Origin of the sequence: Oceanobacillus sp. FSL K6-0127 (genome assembly GCF_037983385.1) — a bacterium.
Classification (GTDB): domain Bacteria; phylum Bacillota; class Bacilli; order Bacillales; family Amphibacillaceae; genus Oceanobacillus; species Oceanobacillus profundus.
Genome location: NZ_CP150287.1, coordinates 1,342,993 through 1,360,174 on the forward strand (window position 1 = coordinate 1,342,993; position 17,182 = coordinate 1,360,174).

22 protein-coding genes are annotated in these 17,182 nt (G+C 37.6%); 17 read left to right on the forward strand and 5 right to left on the reverse strand.

What is annotated here, in order from left to right; all coding sequences use genetic code 11:
* Nucleotides 1–19: 19 nt before the first annotated feature.
* The 5 genes from nirD to MHH64_RS06725 are packed head-to-tail and all read left to right on the forward strand — an operon-like array spanning nt 20 to nt 3,753.
* Nucleotides 20–337 carry a nitrite reductase small subunit NirD gene (nirD, locus tag MHH64_RS06705; RefSeq protein ID WP_095314338.1) on the forward strand — a complete coding sequence of 106 codons (318 nt, stop codon included), beginning with the start codon at nt 20–22 and terminating at the stop codon, nt 335–337.
* A gap of 3 nt (nt 338–340) precedes the next feature.
* Nucleotides 341–1,753 (forward strand): uroporphyrinogen-III C-methyltransferase, encoded by a 1,413-nt coding sequence (cobA, locus tag MHH64_RS06710; protein ID WP_340002919.1) that lies wholly within the window; start codon nt 341–343, stop codon nt 1,751–1,753.
* Nucleotides 1,753–2,538, forward strand: a complete 786-nt coding sequence (locus tag MHH64_RS06715) for a sirohydrochlorin chelatase (RefSeq protein WP_340003261.1) — start codon at nt 1,753–1,755, stop codon at nt 2,536–2,538. The genes cobA and MHH64_RS06715 overlap by 1 nt, the downstream gene beginning before the upstream one ends.
* Nucleotides 2,456–2,944 carry an NAD(P)-dependent oxidoreductase gene (locus tag MHH64_RS06720; RefSeq protein WP_118889956.1) on the forward strand — a complete coding sequence of 163 codons (489 nt, stop codon included), beginning with the start codon at nt 2,456–2,458 and terminating at the stop codon, nt 2,942–2,944. The genes MHH64_RS06715 and MHH64_RS06720 overlap by 83 nt, the downstream gene beginning before the upstream one ends.
* The gene (locus MHH64_RS06725) at nt 2,941–3,753 is read left to right on the forward strand and encodes a formate/nitrite transporter family protein (RefSeq protein ID WP_095314334.1); all 813 of its coding nucleotides are present in this window, start codon (nt 2,941–2,943) and stop codon (nt 3,751–3,753) included. The genes MHH64_RS06720 and MHH64_RS06725 overlap by 4 nt, the downstream gene beginning before the upstream one ends.
* 397 nt (nt 3,754–4,150) lie before the next feature.
* Here MHH64_RS06725 and MHH64_RS06730 read toward each other — a convergent pair whose 3' ends face one another.
* The gene (locus tag MHH64_RS06730; RefSeq protein ID WP_340002920.1) at nt 4,151–4,459 is read right to left on the reverse strand and encodes a hypothetical protein; all 309 of its coding nucleotides are present in this window, start codon (nt 4,457–4,459) and stop codon (nt 4,151–4,153) included.
* Entirely contained in the window at nt 4,456–4,983 is a 528-nt protein-coding gene (locus MHH64_RS06735; RefSeq protein WP_340002921.1) for a protein kinase, read from the reverse strand. Before MHH64_RS06735 ends, MHH64_RS06730 begins: the two co-directional genes overlap by 4 nt.
* 257 nt (nt 4,984–5,240) lie before the next feature.
* Here MHH64_RS06735 and MHH64_RS06740 point away from each other — a divergent pair, with 257 nt between their 5' ends.
* Nucleotides 5,241–5,678 carry a CBS domain-containing protein gene (locus tag MHH64_RS06740; protein ID WP_095314331.1) on the forward strand — a complete coding sequence of 146 codons (438 nt, stop codon included), beginning with the start codon at nt 5,241–5,243 and terminating at the stop codon, nt 5,676–5,678.
* A gap of 284 nt (nt 5,679–5,962) precedes the next feature.
* The gene (locus tag MHH64_RS06745; protein ID WP_095314329.1) at nt 5,963–7,153 is read left to right on the forward strand and encodes a DUF4317 domain-containing protein; all 1,191 of its coding nucleotides are present in this window, start codon (nt 5,963–5,965) and stop codon (nt 7,151–7,153) included.
* Nucleotides 7,154–7,226: 73 nt separating this feature from the next.
* Here the strand turns inward: MHH64_RS06745 and MHH64_RS06750 are convergent, their stop codons facing one another.
* The gene (locus MHH64_RS06750; protein ID WP_340002922.1) at nt 7,227–7,847 is read right to left on the reverse strand and encodes a DUF3298 domain-containing protein; all 621 of its coding nucleotides are present in this window, start codon (nt 7,845–7,847) and stop codon (nt 7,227–7,229) included.
* Between the two features lie 260 nt (nt 7,848–8,107).
* Here MHH64_RS06750 and MHH64_RS06755 point away from each other — a divergent pair, with 260 nt between their 5' ends.
* On the forward strand, nt 8,108–8,665 hold the full coding sequence (locus tag MHH64_RS06755) for a DinB family protein (protein ID WP_340002923.1): 558 nt from the start codon (nt 8,108–8,110) through the stop codon (nt 8,663–8,665).
* An 87-nt stretch (nt 8,666–8,752) separates the two neighbouring features.
* Here the strand turns inward: MHH64_RS06755 and MHH64_RS06760 are convergent, their stop codons facing one another.
* Nucleotides 8,753–9,196 carry a GNAT family N-acetyltransferase gene (locus MHH64_RS06760; protein ID WP_149473127.1) on the reverse strand — a complete coding sequence of 148 codons (444 nt, stop codon included), beginning with the start codon at nt 9,194–9,196 and terminating at the stop codon, nt 8,753–8,755.
* Between the two features lie 310 nt (nt 9,197–9,506).
* On the opposite strand from MHH64_RS06760, the gene MHH64_RS06765 reads away from it, so the two are divergent.
* The 6 genes from MHH64_RS06765 (at nt 9,507) to MHH64_RS06790 (ending at nt 14,281) form a co-directional block, all read left to right on the forward strand.
* Nucleotides 9,507–9,659, forward strand: coding sequence for a hypothetical protein (locus tag MHH64_RS06765; protein ID WP_158586280.1), 153 nt, complete (start codon nt 9,507–9,509; stop codon nt 9,657–9,659).
* 16 nt (nt 9,660–9,675) lie between these two features.
* Nucleotides 9,676–10,143: a cytochrome c oxidase subunit II gene (locus MHH64_RS06770; protein WP_095314322.1), complete on the forward strand. Its 468-nt coding sequence runs from the start codon at nt 9,676–9,678 to the stop codon at nt 10,141–10,143.
* 14 nt (nt 10,144–10,157) lie between these two features.
* Nucleotides 10,158–11,831: a cbb3-type cytochrome c oxidase subunit I gene (locus tag MHH64_RS06775; protein WP_340002924.1), complete on the forward strand. Its 1,674-nt coding sequence runs from the start codon at nt 10,158–10,160 to the stop codon at nt 11,829–11,831.
* A 264-nt stretch (nt 11,832–12,095) separates the two neighbouring features.
* Entirely contained in the window at nt 12,096–12,731 is a 636-nt protein-coding gene (locus MHH64_RS06780) for an SCO family protein (RefSeq protein ID WP_149473124.1), read from the forward strand.
* Nucleotides 12,728–13,291 carry a hypothetical protein gene (locus MHH64_RS06785; RefSeq protein WP_118889955.1) on the forward strand — a complete coding sequence of 188 codons (564 nt, stop codon included), beginning with the start codon at nt 12,728–12,730 and terminating at the stop codon, nt 13,289–13,291. The genes MHH64_RS06780 and MHH64_RS06785 overlap by 4 nt, the downstream gene beginning before the upstream one ends.
* Nucleotides 13,292–13,405: 114 nt before the next feature.
* Entirely contained in the window at nt 13,406–14,281 is an 876-nt protein-coding gene (locus MHH64_RS06790; RefSeq protein WP_340002925.1) for a metallophosphoesterase, read from the forward strand.
* Between the two features lie 54 nt (nt 14,282–14,335).
* On the opposite strand, the gene MHH64_RS06795 is transcribed toward MHH64_RS06790, so the two are convergent.
* The gene (locus MHH64_RS06795; protein ID WP_118889953.1) at nt 14,336–15,028 is read right to left on the reverse strand and encodes a Crp/Fnr family transcriptional regulator; all 693 of its coding nucleotides are present in this window, start codon (nt 15,026–15,028) and stop codon (nt 14,336–14,338) included.
* Between the two features lie 189 nt (nt 15,029–15,217).
* On the opposite strand from MHH64_RS06795, the gene MHH64_RS06800 reads away from it, so the two are divergent.
* The 3 genes from MHH64_RS06800 to MHH64_RS06810 all read left to right on the forward strand — a co-directional run bounded on the left by MHH64_RS06800 (nt 15,218) and on the right by MHH64_RS06810 (nt 17,170).
* Nucleotides 15,218–15,640 (forward strand): cupredoxin domain-containing protein, encoded by a 423-nt coding sequence (locus tag MHH64_RS06800; RefSeq protein WP_303450254.1) that lies wholly within the window; start codon nt 15,218–15,220, stop codon nt 15,638–15,640.
* 37 nt (nt 15,641–15,677) lie between these two features.
* Nucleotides 15,678–15,917: a DUF2249 domain-containing protein gene (locus MHH64_RS06805; RefSeq protein WP_095314309.1), complete on the forward strand. Its 240-nt coding sequence runs from the start codon at nt 15,678–15,680 to the stop codon at nt 15,915–15,917.
* Between the two features lie 128 nt (nt 15,918–16,045).
* A complete protein-coding gene (locus MHH64_RS06810) occupies nt 16,046–17,170 on the forward strand; it encodes a TIGR04053 family radical SAM/SPASM domain-containing protein (RefSeq protein WP_095314307.1) in 1,125 nt (374 codons plus the stop codon).
* The last annotated feature ends 12 nt before the right edge of the window (nt 17,171–17,182 follow it).

Consider the following 17,182-nt stretch of genomic DNA (forward strand, 5'->3'; position numbering starts at 1 on the left):
AAAAATAGGAGGTCATCTACTGATGAAAACAAAAGAAATAGTTAAAATCATGGAACTTGAAAATCTGCCGAAACAAATAGGAAAAGAAGTTCATGTAGGCGGGGAATCCATTGCTCTGTTTCATTTGAGCAATGGGGATGTCCGGGCAATAGGGAGCAGATGCCCACATACAAATGGACCTTTAGCAGAAGGAATCGTTTCCGGAGAGTTTGTATTTTGCCCCCTGCAAAACTGGAAAGTCTCACTCGTCACAGGTGAGGTTCAAAAACCGGATGATGGTGCTGTACCAACGTATGAAACAAAAGTCATTGATGGCTATGTATATATAGCGGTGTAGACGATGGAAAATAAAAAAGGTTTTGTTTCATTTGTCGGTGCAGGTCCTGGAGATATCGGATTAATTACAACAAAAGGCTTGGAATGCTTAAAACAGGCAGATATCATTTTATACGATCGTCTTGCTAATCCAAGGTTATTACGTTTTGCAAAGCAATCTTGTGCATTTATCTATTGCGGGAAGCTGCCGAATCGACATATCATGCGACAAGAGAATATCAATCAATCACTTGTTCAGTTTGCAAAACAAGGAAAATACGTTGTTCGTTTAAAAGGTGGAGACCCTTCCGTATTCGGAAGGGTCGGTGAAGAAGCAGAGGAACTTGCAGCATCTGATATACCTTATGAAATTGTCCCGGGAATCACCTCTAGTATTGCAGCGGCTGCTTATGCAGGAATACCTGTTACACATCGAAATTACAGCAACAGTTTTACACTTAGAACCGGTCATGCTTGTATAAATAATGAACAAATGAATGAAGACAAAAACCATACAGGGGATACAATCGCTTACTATATGGGAATGAAAAAGCTGGTTGAGAACTGTGATGAACTGATTAATCAAGGAAAATCGCTTGATACTAAAGTAGCTATTATCCAGTGGGGAACTTTAGGGAAACAAAAAGTGGTAAAGGGAACATTGGAAACAATTAAAGACATTATCAAGAAAGAGAATATTGGTAATCCCGCTATGATGATTGTTGGTGACGTCGTAGCACTGGGCGACTCGCTTGCTTGGTTTGACAATAAAAGATTTCAAGGGAAACGGGTGGTGATTGCTAAAGCATCAGGAAGTCCATTTGATTTAGAACGTTATTTTACAGAGCTAGGAGCTGAAGCATATTCATTTCCAGTTTTTAAGAAGAAAAGCAAGCAATTTAGCGAAAATGAATTAGAAACAATAATGAATGAGAAAAAACTAATTTTCGCCGCTCCAGAAAGCGTGGAACCGCTGTTTAATCAATTAGCAAAGGCGAATTTTGATATTCGCGACTTGCCTCGTAACATTGAGTATCAAACGGTGAAGGTAAAGCAAGCATTAGCTGCGAAGGGAATTATTGCGGCAAAAGCACAGGGAAGTAATGCGGGTGCAATCGTAATTGGTCCCGAAGGTTATGAAAATAAGGAAGCGAAGCTGTACTATTCTCATGAGTGGCTTGTCGATTCACGTTTTGATGCAATCAATAAGCGACTGCTGATGGAAGACAAATGGGAGACCGTTATTTTTCCAAATAAAGCTGCTGTGAAGTGCTATGTAGAAGAATTAGAGAAACTCGGAGTTCACCACCTTGATGCTATTCCATTTGCCTATATCGGAGAAACTGTAAAGGAATATGCTTTTGGATTAGGATTTAATGCAATTGATGAGTCAATCCAGTCTGAATTGGAGCGGATGGAATGGAGGCGTGGAGAATGATTGATGCCGTTGTGTATATTGGGCATGGCAGCCGGCGCGATGAGGGGAACGAGCAATTTAAAACATTTATTGAATCGGTTAAAGAGGATGTTCCATTACCGAATCAAGAAATAGCATTTTTGGAATTGACGCATCCAACCATTGCTGAAACACTTGGAAAGCTAATCGAAAGGGGAGCCGAACGATTTCTTATCGTGCCTGTTCTTTTATTTTCAGCAGTCCATCACAAACAAGATATTCCAGAAGCATTACAAGCGATTCGCTCTAAACACGAGCACATATCTTTTCGAATAACAGATCCATTTGGTGTTCATCCGAATATGATAAAGCTTGTAGTGAAACGGATTAAAGCTGAAATGTGTGAAAAGAACGCAGCAATTTTGCTTGTAGGTAGAGGAAGTAGCCAACCTGGCCCGATTATGGGATTACAGCAAATCGGTCGAGTCGTTGAACAAAGCCTGGATAAACCAGTATACGAAGCTTTTCTGACAGCTGCTGTTCCAAGCTTCGATACAGCGATCGCAAAGCTGAAAAATCAATATGAGAAAGTCTATGTCATGCCTTACTTATTATTTACTGGATTATTGCTGAAGCGGATAGATCAAACCATCAAAGATAACAATAACTTTATTTTATGCAAGAATCTAGAGTTTGATGAGTTAATGAAGCAAACATTAATCGAGCGAATGGAGGAGGTGTGTTATGGAGCAGCTATATCCAATGATAATGAAACTGCATGGCAAGAAAGTTGTCATAGTTGGCGGAGGTCAAATAGCTCTGCGTAAGGCAAAAGGACTTGCAGGAACAGGTGCAGCGATTACAGTGATTAGTCCACGTATCCTCAAGGAACTGGAGCAATTACATGATGTTGCATGGAAGCAGAAGGAATTTGAAGAGAAAGATATCGAGGGAGCACATCTGATTTTTGCAGCTACGAGTAACAAATCAATTAATAAAAATGTTTGTGCGTGCGCCGATGATTTTCAATGGGTCAATGATATAAGTGATAGTGAAAACTCTAGCTTTATCACGCCGGCAATCGTTCGGAGAGAGAAGTTCATTTTGACGATATCAACATCAGGAGCAAGTCCAATATTAGCGAAAAAGCTGAAACAAGAGCTAGAGGAACGCTACGATGATCAGATGGGGGAATTAGTAAATGCGTACGAGAAAAGGAGAAATAAAAAATGATGGAGACGATAACTGCATTTAGTAATACAGCCGCATTAAAAGTGAACCAACTAAAGAATAGTAAAAGCAAATATTTTCTGATGGCGATGCTAGCTGGACTTTTCGTTGGACTTGGAATCATTCTGATTTTTACAATCGGTGGGCAGCTTGAAGCCTCCAATGCTCCAGGCACTAAAATTATCATGGGTATTTCCTTTGGCATTGCTTTGAGTTTAGTCATCATGGCTGGAGCAGACCTGTTCACAGGGAATAATATGATCATGACAATTGGACTTTTGATGAGAAAAACAACTGGCTTAGATGCAGGTCGAATTTGGTTCTATAGTTATTTTGGAAATTTTGCCGGGTCCATTCTTGTTGCAGCACTTTTCTTTTATTCGGGACTAGCATCGGGTGATACAGCCAGTTATATTACTTCCGCAGCAAGTGTTAAGATGAATGCACCATTTATGGAATTGTTTGTTCGTGGAATACTCTGTAATATACTCGTTTGCTTGGCAGTTTGGTGCTCGGTCAAGCTGAAGGATGAAACAGCGAAATTAATTATGATATTCTGGTGTTTATTTGCTTTTATTACATCAGGATTTGAACATAGTGTTGCGAATATGACATTATTATCACTTTCCTTAATGGTCCCGCATCCGGAAACTGTTTCATTTGCAGGTCTTGTCGCGAATTTAATTCCAGTATCAATTGGTAATATAATTGGAGGTGCTCTGTTCATCGGAGCTGCTTATTGGTACGGAATAACCGATAGACGTTCAAAGGTTCAGCCTGCAGTCAAACAAGGACTTAGAAAGGAAGCTTAAAAATATGGTGAACCTTCCTAAATATTCTATGTGAGCAGAGAATAATGCAATTGGCTATTTCTATTGATTATTTGTATGAAATTCTGCTAACTAAGGTACTGTAATCTGCCTGCAAACATTTAAGTTCATTATTAAATTTATTTTTAAATTATGGTAGACTAAAAAAGTAAAACAAGCCCAAAAATGAAAAGGGGTAAACCATGTTTAAAAAAATAATGAAGCAAATGAAGCAACTTTCCCAAGGCAGCAGTGAACGAAGACATAAACGTTATCGGCGAGGCAGCAGCGATCGAAAAAATCGTTATTATCACCGGGGCAGCAGTAGCAGCAATCGGCGGTATAAACGATCGCCAATGAGTGGAAGCAGCTACTACAAACGGAGAGGAAGAAGCAGCAGCTAATTTTTACTCAAAGGCTCTTGTGCTTTAAGTGCGCTATGAAGATCAGCTAAAATTTCATTCATATTTGAGTATGGTTCATTAATTTGTACTAACCTTTTCAATAAATAAACGGTTTCCTTTTTTAAAGAAAGTTCTTCTGTCCAAGGAAGAGCTTTTTTATTTTTTGAAGAGTATGTTGTATAAAGCAAAAATAAAAGTATTTCTCCTAAATCGTAATAATCTTGTTGCTTCAATTTTAGAATACCTTCATGTGAGTGATGAGGATCGACTGTAGCGCTATACTTTGCCAAACCAAAATCGATCAAAAATAATCCCTCTTGTTTAGTAAAATGTTTGGGATACGTAAATCTTGATGGTAAATGCCCTTGCTGTGAATGTAATCAACTAATTCAAGCAGATAAGAGAGAATTAGTAATGAATCTTTCTCATTAAAAGCTTTTTTACTTGAGAAAATTTGGTCTTCCAGATTATCACCTTCCATTAAACTCATGACATAAAATAAGTTTCTGTTCGATGAAAAGGATTCAATTAACATCGGAATATGTTTGTGGCTCAGTGTACGCAAAACAACGATTTCATTTTCAAACAACTCCATTTCATTTTTAATGCGGTGCTTACTTGGTCGAAGCTGTTTGACTACTCTTTTCTCGTTAGCTTTTAAATCTTTACACAGATAAACTATTCCAAAGCTTCCAACTCCTATAACACTTAAAACTTCGTAGCGATCGTTCAACATTACTCCATTTTTAATCGGTCTATCTACAATAAGCTGAAATATTTTTCGAATTATACGCAAAGTTAGATTCAAACCTTTCCAAATTAAATCCATATAGATAACAATTTAAATATATTGGTAGTACATTCAGTAAGTATACATCCATATTTTTCTTATGACGATACTTAATCGGAAGTTCCTCTTTTGTGATTTATGGTAACGCATGATGAAACAAGGTGATGATTACTTATCTTTCTATATATTTTACACAAAATCCTCGTGAATTTAGATATAGATTATTTTGTTGTACGTGTATAAATATAGAAAAATAAACCAACCTAAACCGAATGAACAATAGGGAGGAATTTTGTATGCCACAATTTGTAAGAGACATCATGACATCTAATGTTATGACAATCAATGAGACTCAATCTGTACAAGAAGCCGCGGCTATTATGAGTCAGTATAATGTTGGGGCTATACCAGTTGTGAACAACAGTGGGCAAATGGTTGGGATTATAACAGACCGTGACATCACGTTGCGTACAACTGCACAAGGTCAAAATGCTCAAACACCAGTTTCTCAAGTAATGACAGCCCAGCAAATGGTGCAAGGTACCCCGGATATGGATGTGCATGCGGCTGCACAATTAATGGCCGAGCAGCAAATCCGTCGGTTGCCAGTTGTAGAAAATGGCAAATTGGTTGGGATGATGGCATTGGGAGATTTAGCTGTACAAAATCAATATGCTAATGAGGCTGAACAGGCACTTGCCAGCATTTCCACACCATCTTCTCCACAGTCTTAGAATAGAACAGAGTTTTTTTGCAGTAACTGACAGATCTCGAAAAAGTGTTTCTTAAAATGCTTTTTACACCAGGTCAGGCTTCAGGCTAATCCTAGTGAACAAGTATTTCTGCTTCTATTAATTGTTGAAAAATCTAATTTTGGTTAATGACAAAATAAAGAAATTATGTGTTAAAATGAATAAAGAAAATGGAGAGTAAATCAAGATTTAGGATTTACTCTCCACTTTTATTTTGACAGAATTTCTAAAAAGATAGCGATCATTAACTTAGGAGTGGAACGAGATTGAATAAAAAAGATATAGCAAATATTCGCAAGCAATTCAAAGTGAATAATGATTTATTAAAACTTAATGAAATCTTTAATGTATATATCATGAAAGAATCGAGTGATATTTACCATCATCAAAGTACACCATTTGAGATGCTCGAAGTTGAACAGCAGGAATTATTTATGGCTAATTTTAAAAAAGTACTATCTGGCCAATTGGATGAGAAAGTATTTGAACTAAAATTCCAGCGAGATGTGGAGAATAGCAGTCAGCTTATTCTGCATCAAGGTCTGCTTAGTCCAGATACAGAGGACTGGAAGGAACAAATGCTCAAGCTTGTTGAGAAAATGCTAAAGGATAAGCAATATGAAATGGATATTGTCGTTACGTTTATTCGTGGAGAATATAGAAAGCCGATGAAGCGCCAAAGTGAAGAAGGCGAAGAAAGTGAGAAAAACACCGTTTACTCCCATCCCTTTATCCTATGCAGTATGAATAAGACACTAGATCCGAAAAAGGAATTACTGTTTGATTATGTGGAAAAGGAATTTAAATATAACTTTGTTGTGGACCCAATTATTAATTTAAACGCACCGATATCCGGATTTTTATTCCCTTGTTTTACGGACAATGCGGCAGATGTAAATTATATTCTCTATTCAGCTGGGAAAGCGAACGAATTAAACTATCATTTTATTGAAGAAGTATTAAATGCGGAAGAGGCTATGACTGCCGGGGAGGATAAAATTGTCTTTGAGGAAATTGTGAAAAAGGTTGTAGGCGATCAAATCGATACAGCAACGCTTTCAAATGTATATGAGGAAATCCATAGAGTCGTAGAGGAAAACGAAGAAGAGGACGTGCCAAAACTAGATTATAAGGATGTAGAGAAGGTTCTGAAAAACAGTGGGATAGAAGATATTGATACAGAGAAGGTCGAAACAGCTTTTAAACGAGTGATTGATGATGAATCCTATGAATTAAAAGCGAGCAGTATCATGCCGAAGTATAATTCAAAGTCAATTAAAATTAAGACGAAAATAGCGGATATTTCGATTAGTCCACAAGATTTAAGGTATGTCCGTCAAATCCAATTCGACGGCAAGCTCAGCTTAATGATTGAAGTAGAAGAAAACACGGTCATTGAAGGATTTGAAGTGATTCCAGAGGTTTTATTTGAAAAAAAACAAGAAAATGAAGAATAATGGAGACCCAATTTTAGTTAGAGCCAGCTAGAAAAGTATCATACTTTTCTAGCTGGTATTTTTTAGTCTGCTATTAATTATTCTCCGCCATTCTGCCAAGCGGACCATCTTCAACAATAATATCCTGAATGTCATAAACAGAGATTGGGAACATTGGGAAACCAAATACATATGGGGTAATATCATATAGCTGAAAATATATGACAAGGGTTTTGTCTGCAATGTAGTAGTCTTGGTTCGGAGCGATTTCCTTAAATTCATTAATTAATTGGATATCACGTTGTTTAATCTGTTCTTGAATTAATTGGGAGAGGCGTTCGACATAATTGCTGCCAGGTTTAAATAAATCTTTCAGTTCACAAGGCTTTTGCTTTTTAAGGTCGTAGGTTAAGGAATTAATAAAGGTCATACCATGGGCAGCGTGATAACAATAAGCATAATTCGTAAAGGTAAAGCTTAGAACATCACGTTGATTATTTTTAATTTCAAAATAACCTAGCATTTCTTCAAGTGTTGTTGGTGAATCTCCAACTTGCTGGTCAATTAGCTGTTGTGTTTTTAGAACAATGCTTCGGTTGATTGCTTGCTCAAGCTCTTGATTATGCGTAAGGAAAACTCGTGGATAATAAATAGTCTTATTCACTTCATCGCTTATCTGAAGTGTTTGTATCTCTGTTGGGAGAGAGATAGGCATTTTTCTCATCCTTTTTTAACACATCTTATTCCTAAAAGATGTAAGATGTGAAAACGGTATCGGCAGCACCGTCCTTATTGCAAATTTATATTGTTAATAACAACGAGGTTATCCATGAAATTTGCTTAGATAACCTTTTTTAAGTCAAGGATGAGTATAAAACACGTAATATTTTGTTTATTTAGTGCTGAATTCAAAGGTTTACTTGTTCTTATGTCGAATTATTTTATAAATATTATTAATAATAGGAGCTGAGCCGATTGAAAAGTACTGAGATGGAAAAGCATTTTAATAAATTAATCAAGCAGCGAGAGGCTTTTTATCATAATAGGACATTGAACTTTGAGCGGGGTTGGAATAGACCTTTTCCTGACAAGTGGTCAATAGGTGAAACGTTATATCATTTGTTCTTAATGGTAAAGTTGTTTAGGCGATTTTCGAATTTCTATATTCCCGTCATGCTGCCACTTGCTTATGTTCGAAAGCAACAATCCTATAAAACAGAAATACATAATATTTATGAAGAATATAAGGACAAAAAGAAAAGATCAATGCGTGCCCCTTCACTGATTATGCCGCCTTCTGGTCTGGAGAATAAATGGAATGTTACTGAAATTGAATGGTTTTTGGAATATGAGACAGAACAGCTAAAAAATATACTGAAACATATTCCGCAGGATGTGGCGGGACAAATTTATTATCCAGATCCTATTGCCCATTATCCGAACTTAATTCAAAGCATTCATCTTATCGCTGTACATGAAAAGCATCATTTTGATTTAACCTTAAAATACTTTTCAGAAAGTGATAAAATGTAAATCGCTTACGACCCACAAATGTAGAAGAAATCGTTAAACCTGCTAAAAAAGGCTGACTTGACTAAATGCTCCGTCAGCTTTTTTTCATTAAAACGTAAAGCGCATAACTTGTTCGCCTTCATTAATTAGTCCTTCTACATCTTGGAAACCTAATTTTTCGTAAACATATTTTGCATGTTGATTAACTGGCTCATAAGACAGGGTGATCGTTTGATGGTGCTCTTCTTTCATCGTCTTAATATCATCGATGATAAGTTGAATCGCTTTTACTCCATAACCTTTTCCTTGATGCTTTTGATCAATCATCATTCGATAAATCCAGTACTCATTATCCTCTTCGTCCATTCCATAGAGTGCAAATCCAATCATTTCCTCATCAAGATAAATTCCTTTTGCATGGAAATTTTCAAGAAAATTTAATTGAGCCAGTGAAACCGCATTTGATGCCACAAACCCCACTTGATCTTCCCGAACACGCAGTGAAATAGCCTTCAGCCAATTGTCCTTCGTAATCGTTTCTAAATACACCATATTTATTCCCCCTCTTTTGAATTATACACAATATTTACAACATTTATAGAAATATTTGAAGCGTCTCCTGCACTATGTTTATTTCTATTTTATAGTACCTAGTTGGTTTTCATAAGCTTGGTTGCTTTCTGACTCTGTATGAAACCAATTTACACAGCTCAAATAATGCCACTTCCCTGCATCGTTCAAAAAGCTGTCACGAAGACATCCTTCTGTGCTCTAAATCACTTCTTAAGTGTGATGTGCTTCACTTAATTCATTGCTTATCCATTTTAAAATGGACTTAAGAAGGATAAGGGAGGCGTCATGAATGGAAATAAACAAAGATATGAAAGAAAAAGTAAATGTTACGGATGAGGAACATTCTTTTAAAGGAGCATTATTTTCTTCTGTTGTTTTTGTTGGAGGATCTATCGTCGCTTTTACATTATTACTCATTGTATTTTATATGATCAGAATTTAACAAGGGAGGTATAAGGATGAAATTACATCGTGCTGAAGAGATTTGGTTAATTGTCGGTGTTGGAATTATTATTTTAGCTATGGTTTTTACTGGTTACCAGGCTTTTGCGCATGGAATGGCACCCCCAAGTGGGATGGAAACACTTGATCCTCAGAAGGTGGATGAAACGGCACCATTTGATAATCCTGGCATTTTTGAGGTTGGAGCGGATGAGTACGAGGTTGTTATGACACTGGAAGCATTTCGGTTTAATCCAAATGAGATTGAAATTCCTGCTGGTTCAGAAGTACATTTTACGATGACATCAAAGGACGTAGTGCACGGTATTCAAGTAATTGGTACAAACATCAATGCGATGGTAACACCTGGACATGTACAACGCATTTCGCAAAAGTTTGATACTCCTGGTGAATATCTAGTCATTTGTAATGAGTACTGTGGTGTTGGGCATCAAATGATGGCAATGACAATTGTTGTGAAATAAAGGAGGGAAGCAAAATGGATTTAGCTGAAAAAAATGTGTTTCATCATAAAATCACGGAAGCATTAGGAGTGAATGCAAAAGATGCAACGTTATCATTAACTTTTTTAGTCGTTTCTTTTACAGCACTATTAATTGGTGGAGTTTTAGGATTGCTGCAAGGTCTAAATCGAGCTGGGTTATTCGAATTGCCAGCATGGTTTGATTATTATCAGACGCTGACAGCACACGGTATTTTATTGCTGCTCGTATTTACGACAACATTTGCTGTTGGTTATTTTTACGCAGCATTATCCCATACACTCGGAGGACTTCTTCCTAAAGTTAGAAACATGGGCTGGATTGCTTTTGGATGCATGGTAATCGGTGTTGTCTTTGTTGCAGCAACTATTATTACGGGTGAAGCTTCGGTTATGTTTACCTTTTATCCCCCAATGCAAGCATCTCCATGGTTTTATATCGGATTAGTATTTCTAGTAGTAGGAATCTGGATTGCTGCATTTGGAGCATTTATCAATGTGGCGCATTGGAGAAAAAACCATAAAGGACAGCATATCCCATTGCTGGCATTCTTTGCAACCGGTGTGTTCGTCATGCTTGTATTTGGAAGTATTGGGGTTGCTGTTGAGGTATTAACGTTGATTCCATGGGCTTTCGGCTGGAAAGAGACCATTAATGTCATGCTTAGCCGGACATTGTTCTGGAGCTTTGGTCACACGCTGGTAAACATTTGGTATTTAACAGCAATTTCTGCATGGTATGTAGCCGTGCCGAAAATTATTGGCGGAAAGGGATTTAGTGATGCATTAACACGTTTAGTCGTTATTCTATTAGTTATACTGAATATTCCAGGAGGCTTCCACCATCAAATTGTTGACCCAGGAATTACAGAAAGCTGGAAATTTATCCACGTATTTATGAGTTTATCCATTGGTTTTCCATCACTCATGACAGCATTTGCAATGTTTGCTGTATTCGAACGTACTGGCAGAAGAAAAGGCGGAAAAGGTCTATTAGGTTGGTTTAAAAAATTACCATGGGGAGACGTTCGTTTCTTAGCTCCATTTATTGCGATGGCTGCCTTTATCCCTGGTGGAGCTGGTGGGATTGCGCAAACAAATAATCAGTTAAACCAAGTCGTCCATAATTCATTATGGGTTGTGGGACATTTCCATTTAACAGTTGGCGTTACCGTTGCATTAACATTTTTCGGGATTTCGTATTGGTTAATTCCATATTTATCAAAACGTAAATTCACACCACAGATTAATCGATTAGGTATTATCCAAACGATTTTATGGACAGTTGGTATGTTGTTTATGGCTGGATCTATGCATGCAGTTGGACTCTTAGGCTCACCACGGAGAACCTCCTATACAACTTACGGGGACCATCAGGCAGCATTAAGCTGGGATCCATATCTGATTTTCCTTGCGATTGGAGGAACACTTCTAATTGTCGCAGTGTTGCTCATGGTTTATATCGCTGTTCATCTGATGTTCTTTGCGCCAAAAGGAAAAACGGAATTTCCAATTGCAGAGCAAGAAGCGGATGCTTACCCTGCACCAAAATGGACGGAAAGATGGGGGCTCACAATTGTATTACTAATTGCAATTGTCGCCATGGGATATGTCGTTCCAATCATTGAAATACTCGATGTACCAGGATCTCCGCCATTTAGAACGTGGTGATTCATTTAAAATCGAAAAGGTAGGGACGTAACTAAAGTGTTAGGCGTGAAAAACGAACGATGCACAAAAATAGCGTAGGAAATATACGTAGACTCCCGCGTGAGGGAGGGCATAGGTGAGACACCGAAGTGCGATAGCACAAGGGGGCTCACCAGCCGCCCTAAGGTGCGCAGAGCATATCTCTGGAGCGGGGCGTTCGGATTTTTCCTATATTAAAACAAGCCCCAGCCTCATGATTAAAAAATCATTGTAGGACGTGATTGTATGATCAAAAAGCGGAGTACATTCGCACTCATCATTGTTATCGTGTTTGGTTTTGGGCTGTTTTTAATTGGTACAGACGGATTTACAGCTTATACAGCTGAACAGGCAAGAACAATGAAGCTGGTTGAAGAAAAGCCAGAGTTTCCTAAGGTAACATTAGAGGATAGCAAGGAAAGGGTATACTCACTTTCTGAATTTCAAGGGAAATACGTCATGTTAACCTTTATTTATACAGCATGCACGGATGTTTGTTTGTTGCTTGAAATGAATCTTGCACAAGTTTATAACCAAATTCCAGAACAATATATCGGTGAGGATATTGTATTTATGAGTATTAGTTTTGATCCTGAAAATGATGATCCAGCAACATTAGAACATTATCGCAACTATTTTAATAGTGATGGGGAAACATGGCGGATGGCAAGAATACCTGACCAGCAAGAACTAGATGGACTATTGGATCGTTTTGGTGTAATCGTCATTCCAGATAATAATGGTCACTTCGCTCATAATGCTGCATTTTATTTAGTCAACCCAGAAGGAAAGCTTGTAGATGTGATGGATTACGAAAATATTGATCAAGCAGCAAGTAAAGTTAATGCTATCCTGCGAACTGAAGTGGGGGATAAGTCATGAAACAAGCAATCTATGGATTAGGTATCTATCTATTCTTAATGCTTCCACCTGTAGTTACACTATTGGAATCGATAATGGTTGTTCATATGCATATGCAAATGCCATTACTCGTGATGGTGGGGATGCTGTTCACCCCATTCCTCCAACAAACCTTCCCAGCGTTTTTTGAAAAATGGAATGAAAACGGTGTGCCTGGAATTGTGTTATTTATGATTATCATAAGCTACTGGATGATCCCGCGTACGATGGATGAAGCATTAACCGTTTCTGCCGCAGAAATTTTCAAGTTTATTAGTCTGCCATTCTTAGCTGGAGTCCCACTGCGTGATAGTTGGAGTAAATTAACAATAAAAGGTAAAAACAGCATCTTTATTCTTCTAAGTATCCTTTTTGGAATCATGGCTTGGATTTATATCTTATCCCCGAATCAAATTTGTAATAGCTACTTAATAAAAGAACAAAAGGCACTAGGTTGGACGTTTTTATTAACCGGACTATGTATCGTGATTTATTTTATTCAAACGTTGTTTATTGATAAAGAAGAATATGGTGAAACATGAGGCAATGAAAAGGAACGCATTCTTAAAATAGAAATGCGTTCTTTTTTCGTGTTATTGCCTGTCATTTCGATTAAACTAAAGGTAGATCATTACCTGAGGGGATTGAAACAGCACATGTCAAAGCAAATAATTCAACAGGAAGAAAAAACGGCTAAAGTAAAAAATCGCAAAAAGCGAAAAAGATTAGCGCTCATTATTGGGGCTTTATGTATCCTGTTATTCTCAACAAAAGCATTTATGGATACCAACATATTTAAAGTGAATCCCGTCCATTTTCAGACGAATAAAATACCAGCTGGCTCTGGCTTCACCATTGTTCAAATTAGTGATGTACATAATAAAGTTTTTGGTGATAACAATGAAAAGTTGTTAGATACCGTAGAGGGAATAGATGCTGATATTATCGTATTGACGGGTGATCTTGTAGACAGACGGACAACTAGTTTCGATTATGTCTTTTCATTGGTTGAGAGACTGACAGCACTGAATCAGCATGTCTACTTTGTCTCCGGTAACCATGAATGGGACAATCCGAATCGAAAATCTCTCTTGGATGGCCTTGAAAAAAGGAATGTAAAGCTATTAAACAATCAACATACTGAGCTTGCAATAGGCAATACAACACTTAATCTAGCAGGGGTTGATGATGCATCAACTAATCATGAAAATCTTGATAGTGCGTTTGGAAATTTGGATCAAGAAAACTATACGGTTTTACTATCCCATACACCCAGTATGTTGGATAAGCATAATGATATTCCAGCAGATTTAATTTTAAGCGGACATACCCATGGAGGACAAGTGAGAATCCCGTTTATCGGCGCTTTAGTTGCCCCAGACCAAGGGTTTTTCCCTAAGCTTGAGAAGGGGATATATGAATTTGGTACGAACCAGTTTCTTTATATTGATAGTGGTCTTGGCACAAGTGTTGCACCCATCCGTTTCCTTAATCAAAGTCAGCTTAGTGTAATTAAGATTACTGGAGAATAATCAAACAGTGCCTTTCTAGTATCTTTTGGATAGAGTTGAAAGGCACTGTAAGGTTTAAAATAATTCTTCTTTTAATTGTTTTGTATTTAACACCGTATTTCCACTGCTATCTGTTGATATGAGTTGTTTTTTCTTTAGTTGGGTGAGAGTTCTGCTAACGGTTTCTCTGCTTGAACCAATCATGTTTGCTAAATCCTTATTGGTAAAATGCGTCGTTAGTGTAAGCCTTCCTGCCGCAGTTTCTAATCCGTGTTTTTTCCCAAGTCGAAGTAATAATAGAATAATTTGTTCATAGGTGTTACGCAGTATTTTTTCCTCAAGACGGTTTTGCAAATCAACAATTTTATCTCCTAGAACCCGGAAAATTTTAATGCTTACCTCAGGGTTGTTAATTAAAAAGTCTTCAAATAATGGAATCGGAATGAAAGTAAGCACCGCTTCTTCCATTACTTCGGCATGTGCTGGGTAATTATCGTTGCGAAAAAACCCTTGATGCGGAAACATATCTCCACCATTCAAAACATTGATGATTTGTTCTTTGCCGTGGATATCCGTTCGATATATTTTCATTTTTCCTTGATGGATAAAGTATACATTGGTCAGTGGTTCATCTTGCATAAAGACATGAGTACCCTGTCTATATGTTCGATTTTGAGCAATATTTAAAATCGGAGCAATTTCATAATCCGTTAAACTTTTGAAAAGTGGAAAACGCTGTAATAGATTTTTCACTGAATCTGGGTACATTAGGATACCTCCTCCAATTACCTTCTATAAAGCATATCATACCATTCTTTTTCAATATGCATGTGAAAAATGTCACTGTATATCCGTTGATTGTGATTAAAATCACAGAAAACAAGTGCTGTACCTCACAGTCTAGTAAATACAGTGAGCGTATACTTAAAATGTAATAAAAATTAAGGAGGCGTCATCATGAAAAAAGGATTATTATCTATCCTATTTATCGGATTACTATTTTCGCTCGTTGCTTGCGGAGGGGATGAAAATGGTTCAGCAAGTGAAGAAGCTGACAATACGAAAACGACAGCAGAGCAGTCTAACGAAACCAGTGCTTCTGATGAATCGGTGGAAGTAACAAATGAAGTCAATATCGTTGCAACGGACTTTGAGTTTAACCAGGATAAATTTGTCGTTCAATCTGGAGAGGAAGTAACGATTACATTAACAAATGAAGAAGGACACCATGGAATTGCAATTAATGAACTTGGCGTTAAAATTGAGGGGGATGGGGAAGCAGTTATCATTCCGGAGGATCCAGGTGAATATGAAATATACTGTAATATTTTCTGTGGGGAAGGTCACGCAGAGATGGTTGCAACATTAGTTGTTCTATAAGAGGAAGTTCGATTATAAGGTTATCGGGGGTCATTAAATGAACGAAAAGCAATATGCTGCAACCATACATGCACCAGATATTAGACCAAAGATCCGTCATGTAAGGATTCTAGAAACATTTGATCGTTTAAAGTCTGGAGAAATGATGCACCTTTCGAATACGCATGATCCTAAACTGTTATACTATCAATTTTTAATTGAACGAGAAGGTACTTTTCATTGGGAATATGTTGAAGAAGGCCCGGAGGTTTGGAGAGTAGAGATAGAAAAGAGATAATAATTAAAGTAGCCCCTGTCTTTGATGGTCAGGGGTTTCTTATTTATGAAGATAAGTGATAAACCTCACATAAATAGTTATCGAATTTGTCTACACTGAAGCTAAACTACCTGAAAGGGACGAAAGCGATGTTTAATCGAGATTATAATGAAAACCCGTTTATTGTTATATGGGAACTAACCCGTGCTTGTCAGCTGCATTGTCTGCATTGTCGTGCAGAAGCTCAGTATCATAGACACCCATTAGAATTAACGTTTGATGAAGGAAAGAAATTAATCGATGACATATACGATATGGACAATCCCATGCTTGTTTTTACAGGGGGGGATCCGCTAGAACGTCCAGATGTGTTTAATATTGCTGAATACGCAATCCAAAAAGGTGTCCGTGTGTCTATGACACCATCAGCCACACCAAATGTAACCAAAGAGGCGATGCAAAAGGCTAAAGATATTGGACTTGCCAGATGGGCATTTAGTATTGATGGACATTGTAAGGAAGTGCATGACCATTTTCGAGGAACAGAAGGCTCCTTTGACTTAACGATGAATGCGATTAAGTATTTACATGAATTGGATATGCCGCTGCAAATTAATACCGTAATATCCCGATATAATTATGAATACTTAGATGAAATGGCAGAGATGGTTGAAAACCTGAACTGTGTATTATGGAGTGTGTTTTTCCTTGTGCCGACAGGACGAGGGAAAGAATCAGACATGATTACACCTGCTGAACATGAAAAGGTATTCCGATGGTTGTACAAATTATCCAAACGAGTTCCATTTGATATTAAGACAACCGCTGGCCAGCATTATCGACGTGTCGTTATTCAGCAAAAAATGCGAGAACATACAGGTATGAGTGACAAAGACCAAATTTTCTATGAAGATGCGATGAACCAAGGAAAAACAGGACAGATTGATGGACTTGGACGTGCACCAAAGGGTGTTAATGATGGAAATGGCTTTGTGTTCATTTCCCATACAGGAGATGTGTATCCAAGCGGATTACTGCCAATTCGTGCTGGAAATATCAGACGCACGCCACTTGCAGAAATCTACAGAGAATCAGAGGTCTTTCAAAATTTGCGTAATCCGGATAAATACAAAGGAAAATGCGGGGTATGTGAATTTCGCCATGTTTGCGGAGGATCAAGGTCACGCGCATACAATGTAACGGGAGATTATATGGAAAGTGAACCGTATTGTGTTTATATTCCAAGAGCAATGCGTAAAAAAAGAAAAGTATAAAGAACAAAAGTG

What these genes read in the sequence shown, in the direction of transcription:
- cobA (WP_340002919.1), top strand. Translation starts at nt 341, where the DNA reads ATGGAAAATAAAAAAGGTTTTGTTTCATTTGTCGGTGCAGGTCCTGGA.
- MHH64_RS06720 (WP_118889956.1), top strand. Translation starts at nt 2,456, where the DNA reads ATGGAGCAGCTATATCCAATGATAATGAAACTGCATGGCAAGAAAGTT.
- MHH64_RS06725 (WP_095314334.1), top strand. Translation starts at nt 2,941, where the DNA reads ATGATGGAGACGATAACTGCATTTAGTAATACAGCCGCATTAAAAGTG.
- MHH64_RS06735 (WP_340002921.1), bottom strand. Translation starts at nt 4,983, where the DNA reads ATGGATTTAATTTGGAAAGGTTTGAATCTAACTTTGCGTATAATTCGA.
- MHH64_RS06740 (WP_095314331.1), top strand. Translation starts at nt 5,241, where the DNA reads ATGCCACAATTTGTAAGAGACATCATGACATCTAATGTTATGACAATC.
- MHH64_RS06750 (WP_340002922.1), bottom strand. Translation starts at nt 7,847, where the DNA reads ATGCCTATCTCTCTCCCAACAGAGATACAAACACTTCAGATAAGCGAT.
- MHH64_RS06760 (WP_149473127.1), bottom strand. Translation starts at nt 9,196, where the DNA reads ATGGTGTATTTAGAAACGATTACGAAGGACAATTGGCTGAAGGCTATT.
- MHH64_RS06765 (WP_158586280.1), top strand. Translation starts at nt 9,507, where the DNA reads ATGGAAATAAACAAAGATATGAAAGAAAAAGTAAATGTTACGGATGAG.
- MHH64_RS06770 (WP_095314322.1), top strand. Translation starts at nt 9,676, where the DNA reads ATGAAATTACATCGTGCTGAAGAGATTTGGTTAATTGTCGGTGTTGGA.
- MHH64_RS06775 (WP_340002924.1), top strand. Translation starts at nt 10,158, where the DNA reads ATGGATTTAGCTGAAAAAAATGTGTTTCATCATAAAATCACGGAAGCA.
- MHH64_RS06780 (WP_149473124.1), top strand. Translation starts at nt 12,096, where the DNA reads ATGATCAAAAAGCGGAGTACATTCGCACTCATCATTGTTATCGTGTTT.
- MHH64_RS06785 (WP_118889955.1), top strand. Translation starts at nt 12,728, where the DNA reads ATGAAACAAGCAATCTATGGATTAGGTATCTATCTATTCTTAATGCTT.
- MHH64_RS06790 (WP_340002925.1), top strand. Translation starts at nt 13,406, where the DNA reads ATGTCAAAGCAAATAATTCAACAGGAAGAAAAAACGGCTAAAGTAAAA.
- MHH64_RS06795 (WP_118889953.1), bottom strand. Translation starts at nt 15,028, where the DNA reads ATGTACCCAGATTCAGTGAAAAATCTATTACAGCGTTTTCCACTTTTC.
- MHH64_RS06800 (WP_303450254.1), top strand. Translation starts at nt 15,218, where the DNA reads ATGAAAAAAGGATTATTATCTATCCTATTTATCGGATTACTATTTTCG.
- MHH64_RS06805 (WP_095314309.1), top strand. Translation starts at nt 15,678, where the DNA reads ATGAACGAAAAGCAATATGCTGCAACCATACATGCACCAGATATTAGA.
- MHH64_RS06810 (WP_095314307.1), top strand. Translation starts at nt 16,046, where the DNA reads ATGTTTAATCGAGATTATAATGAAAACCCGTTTATTGTTATATGGGAA.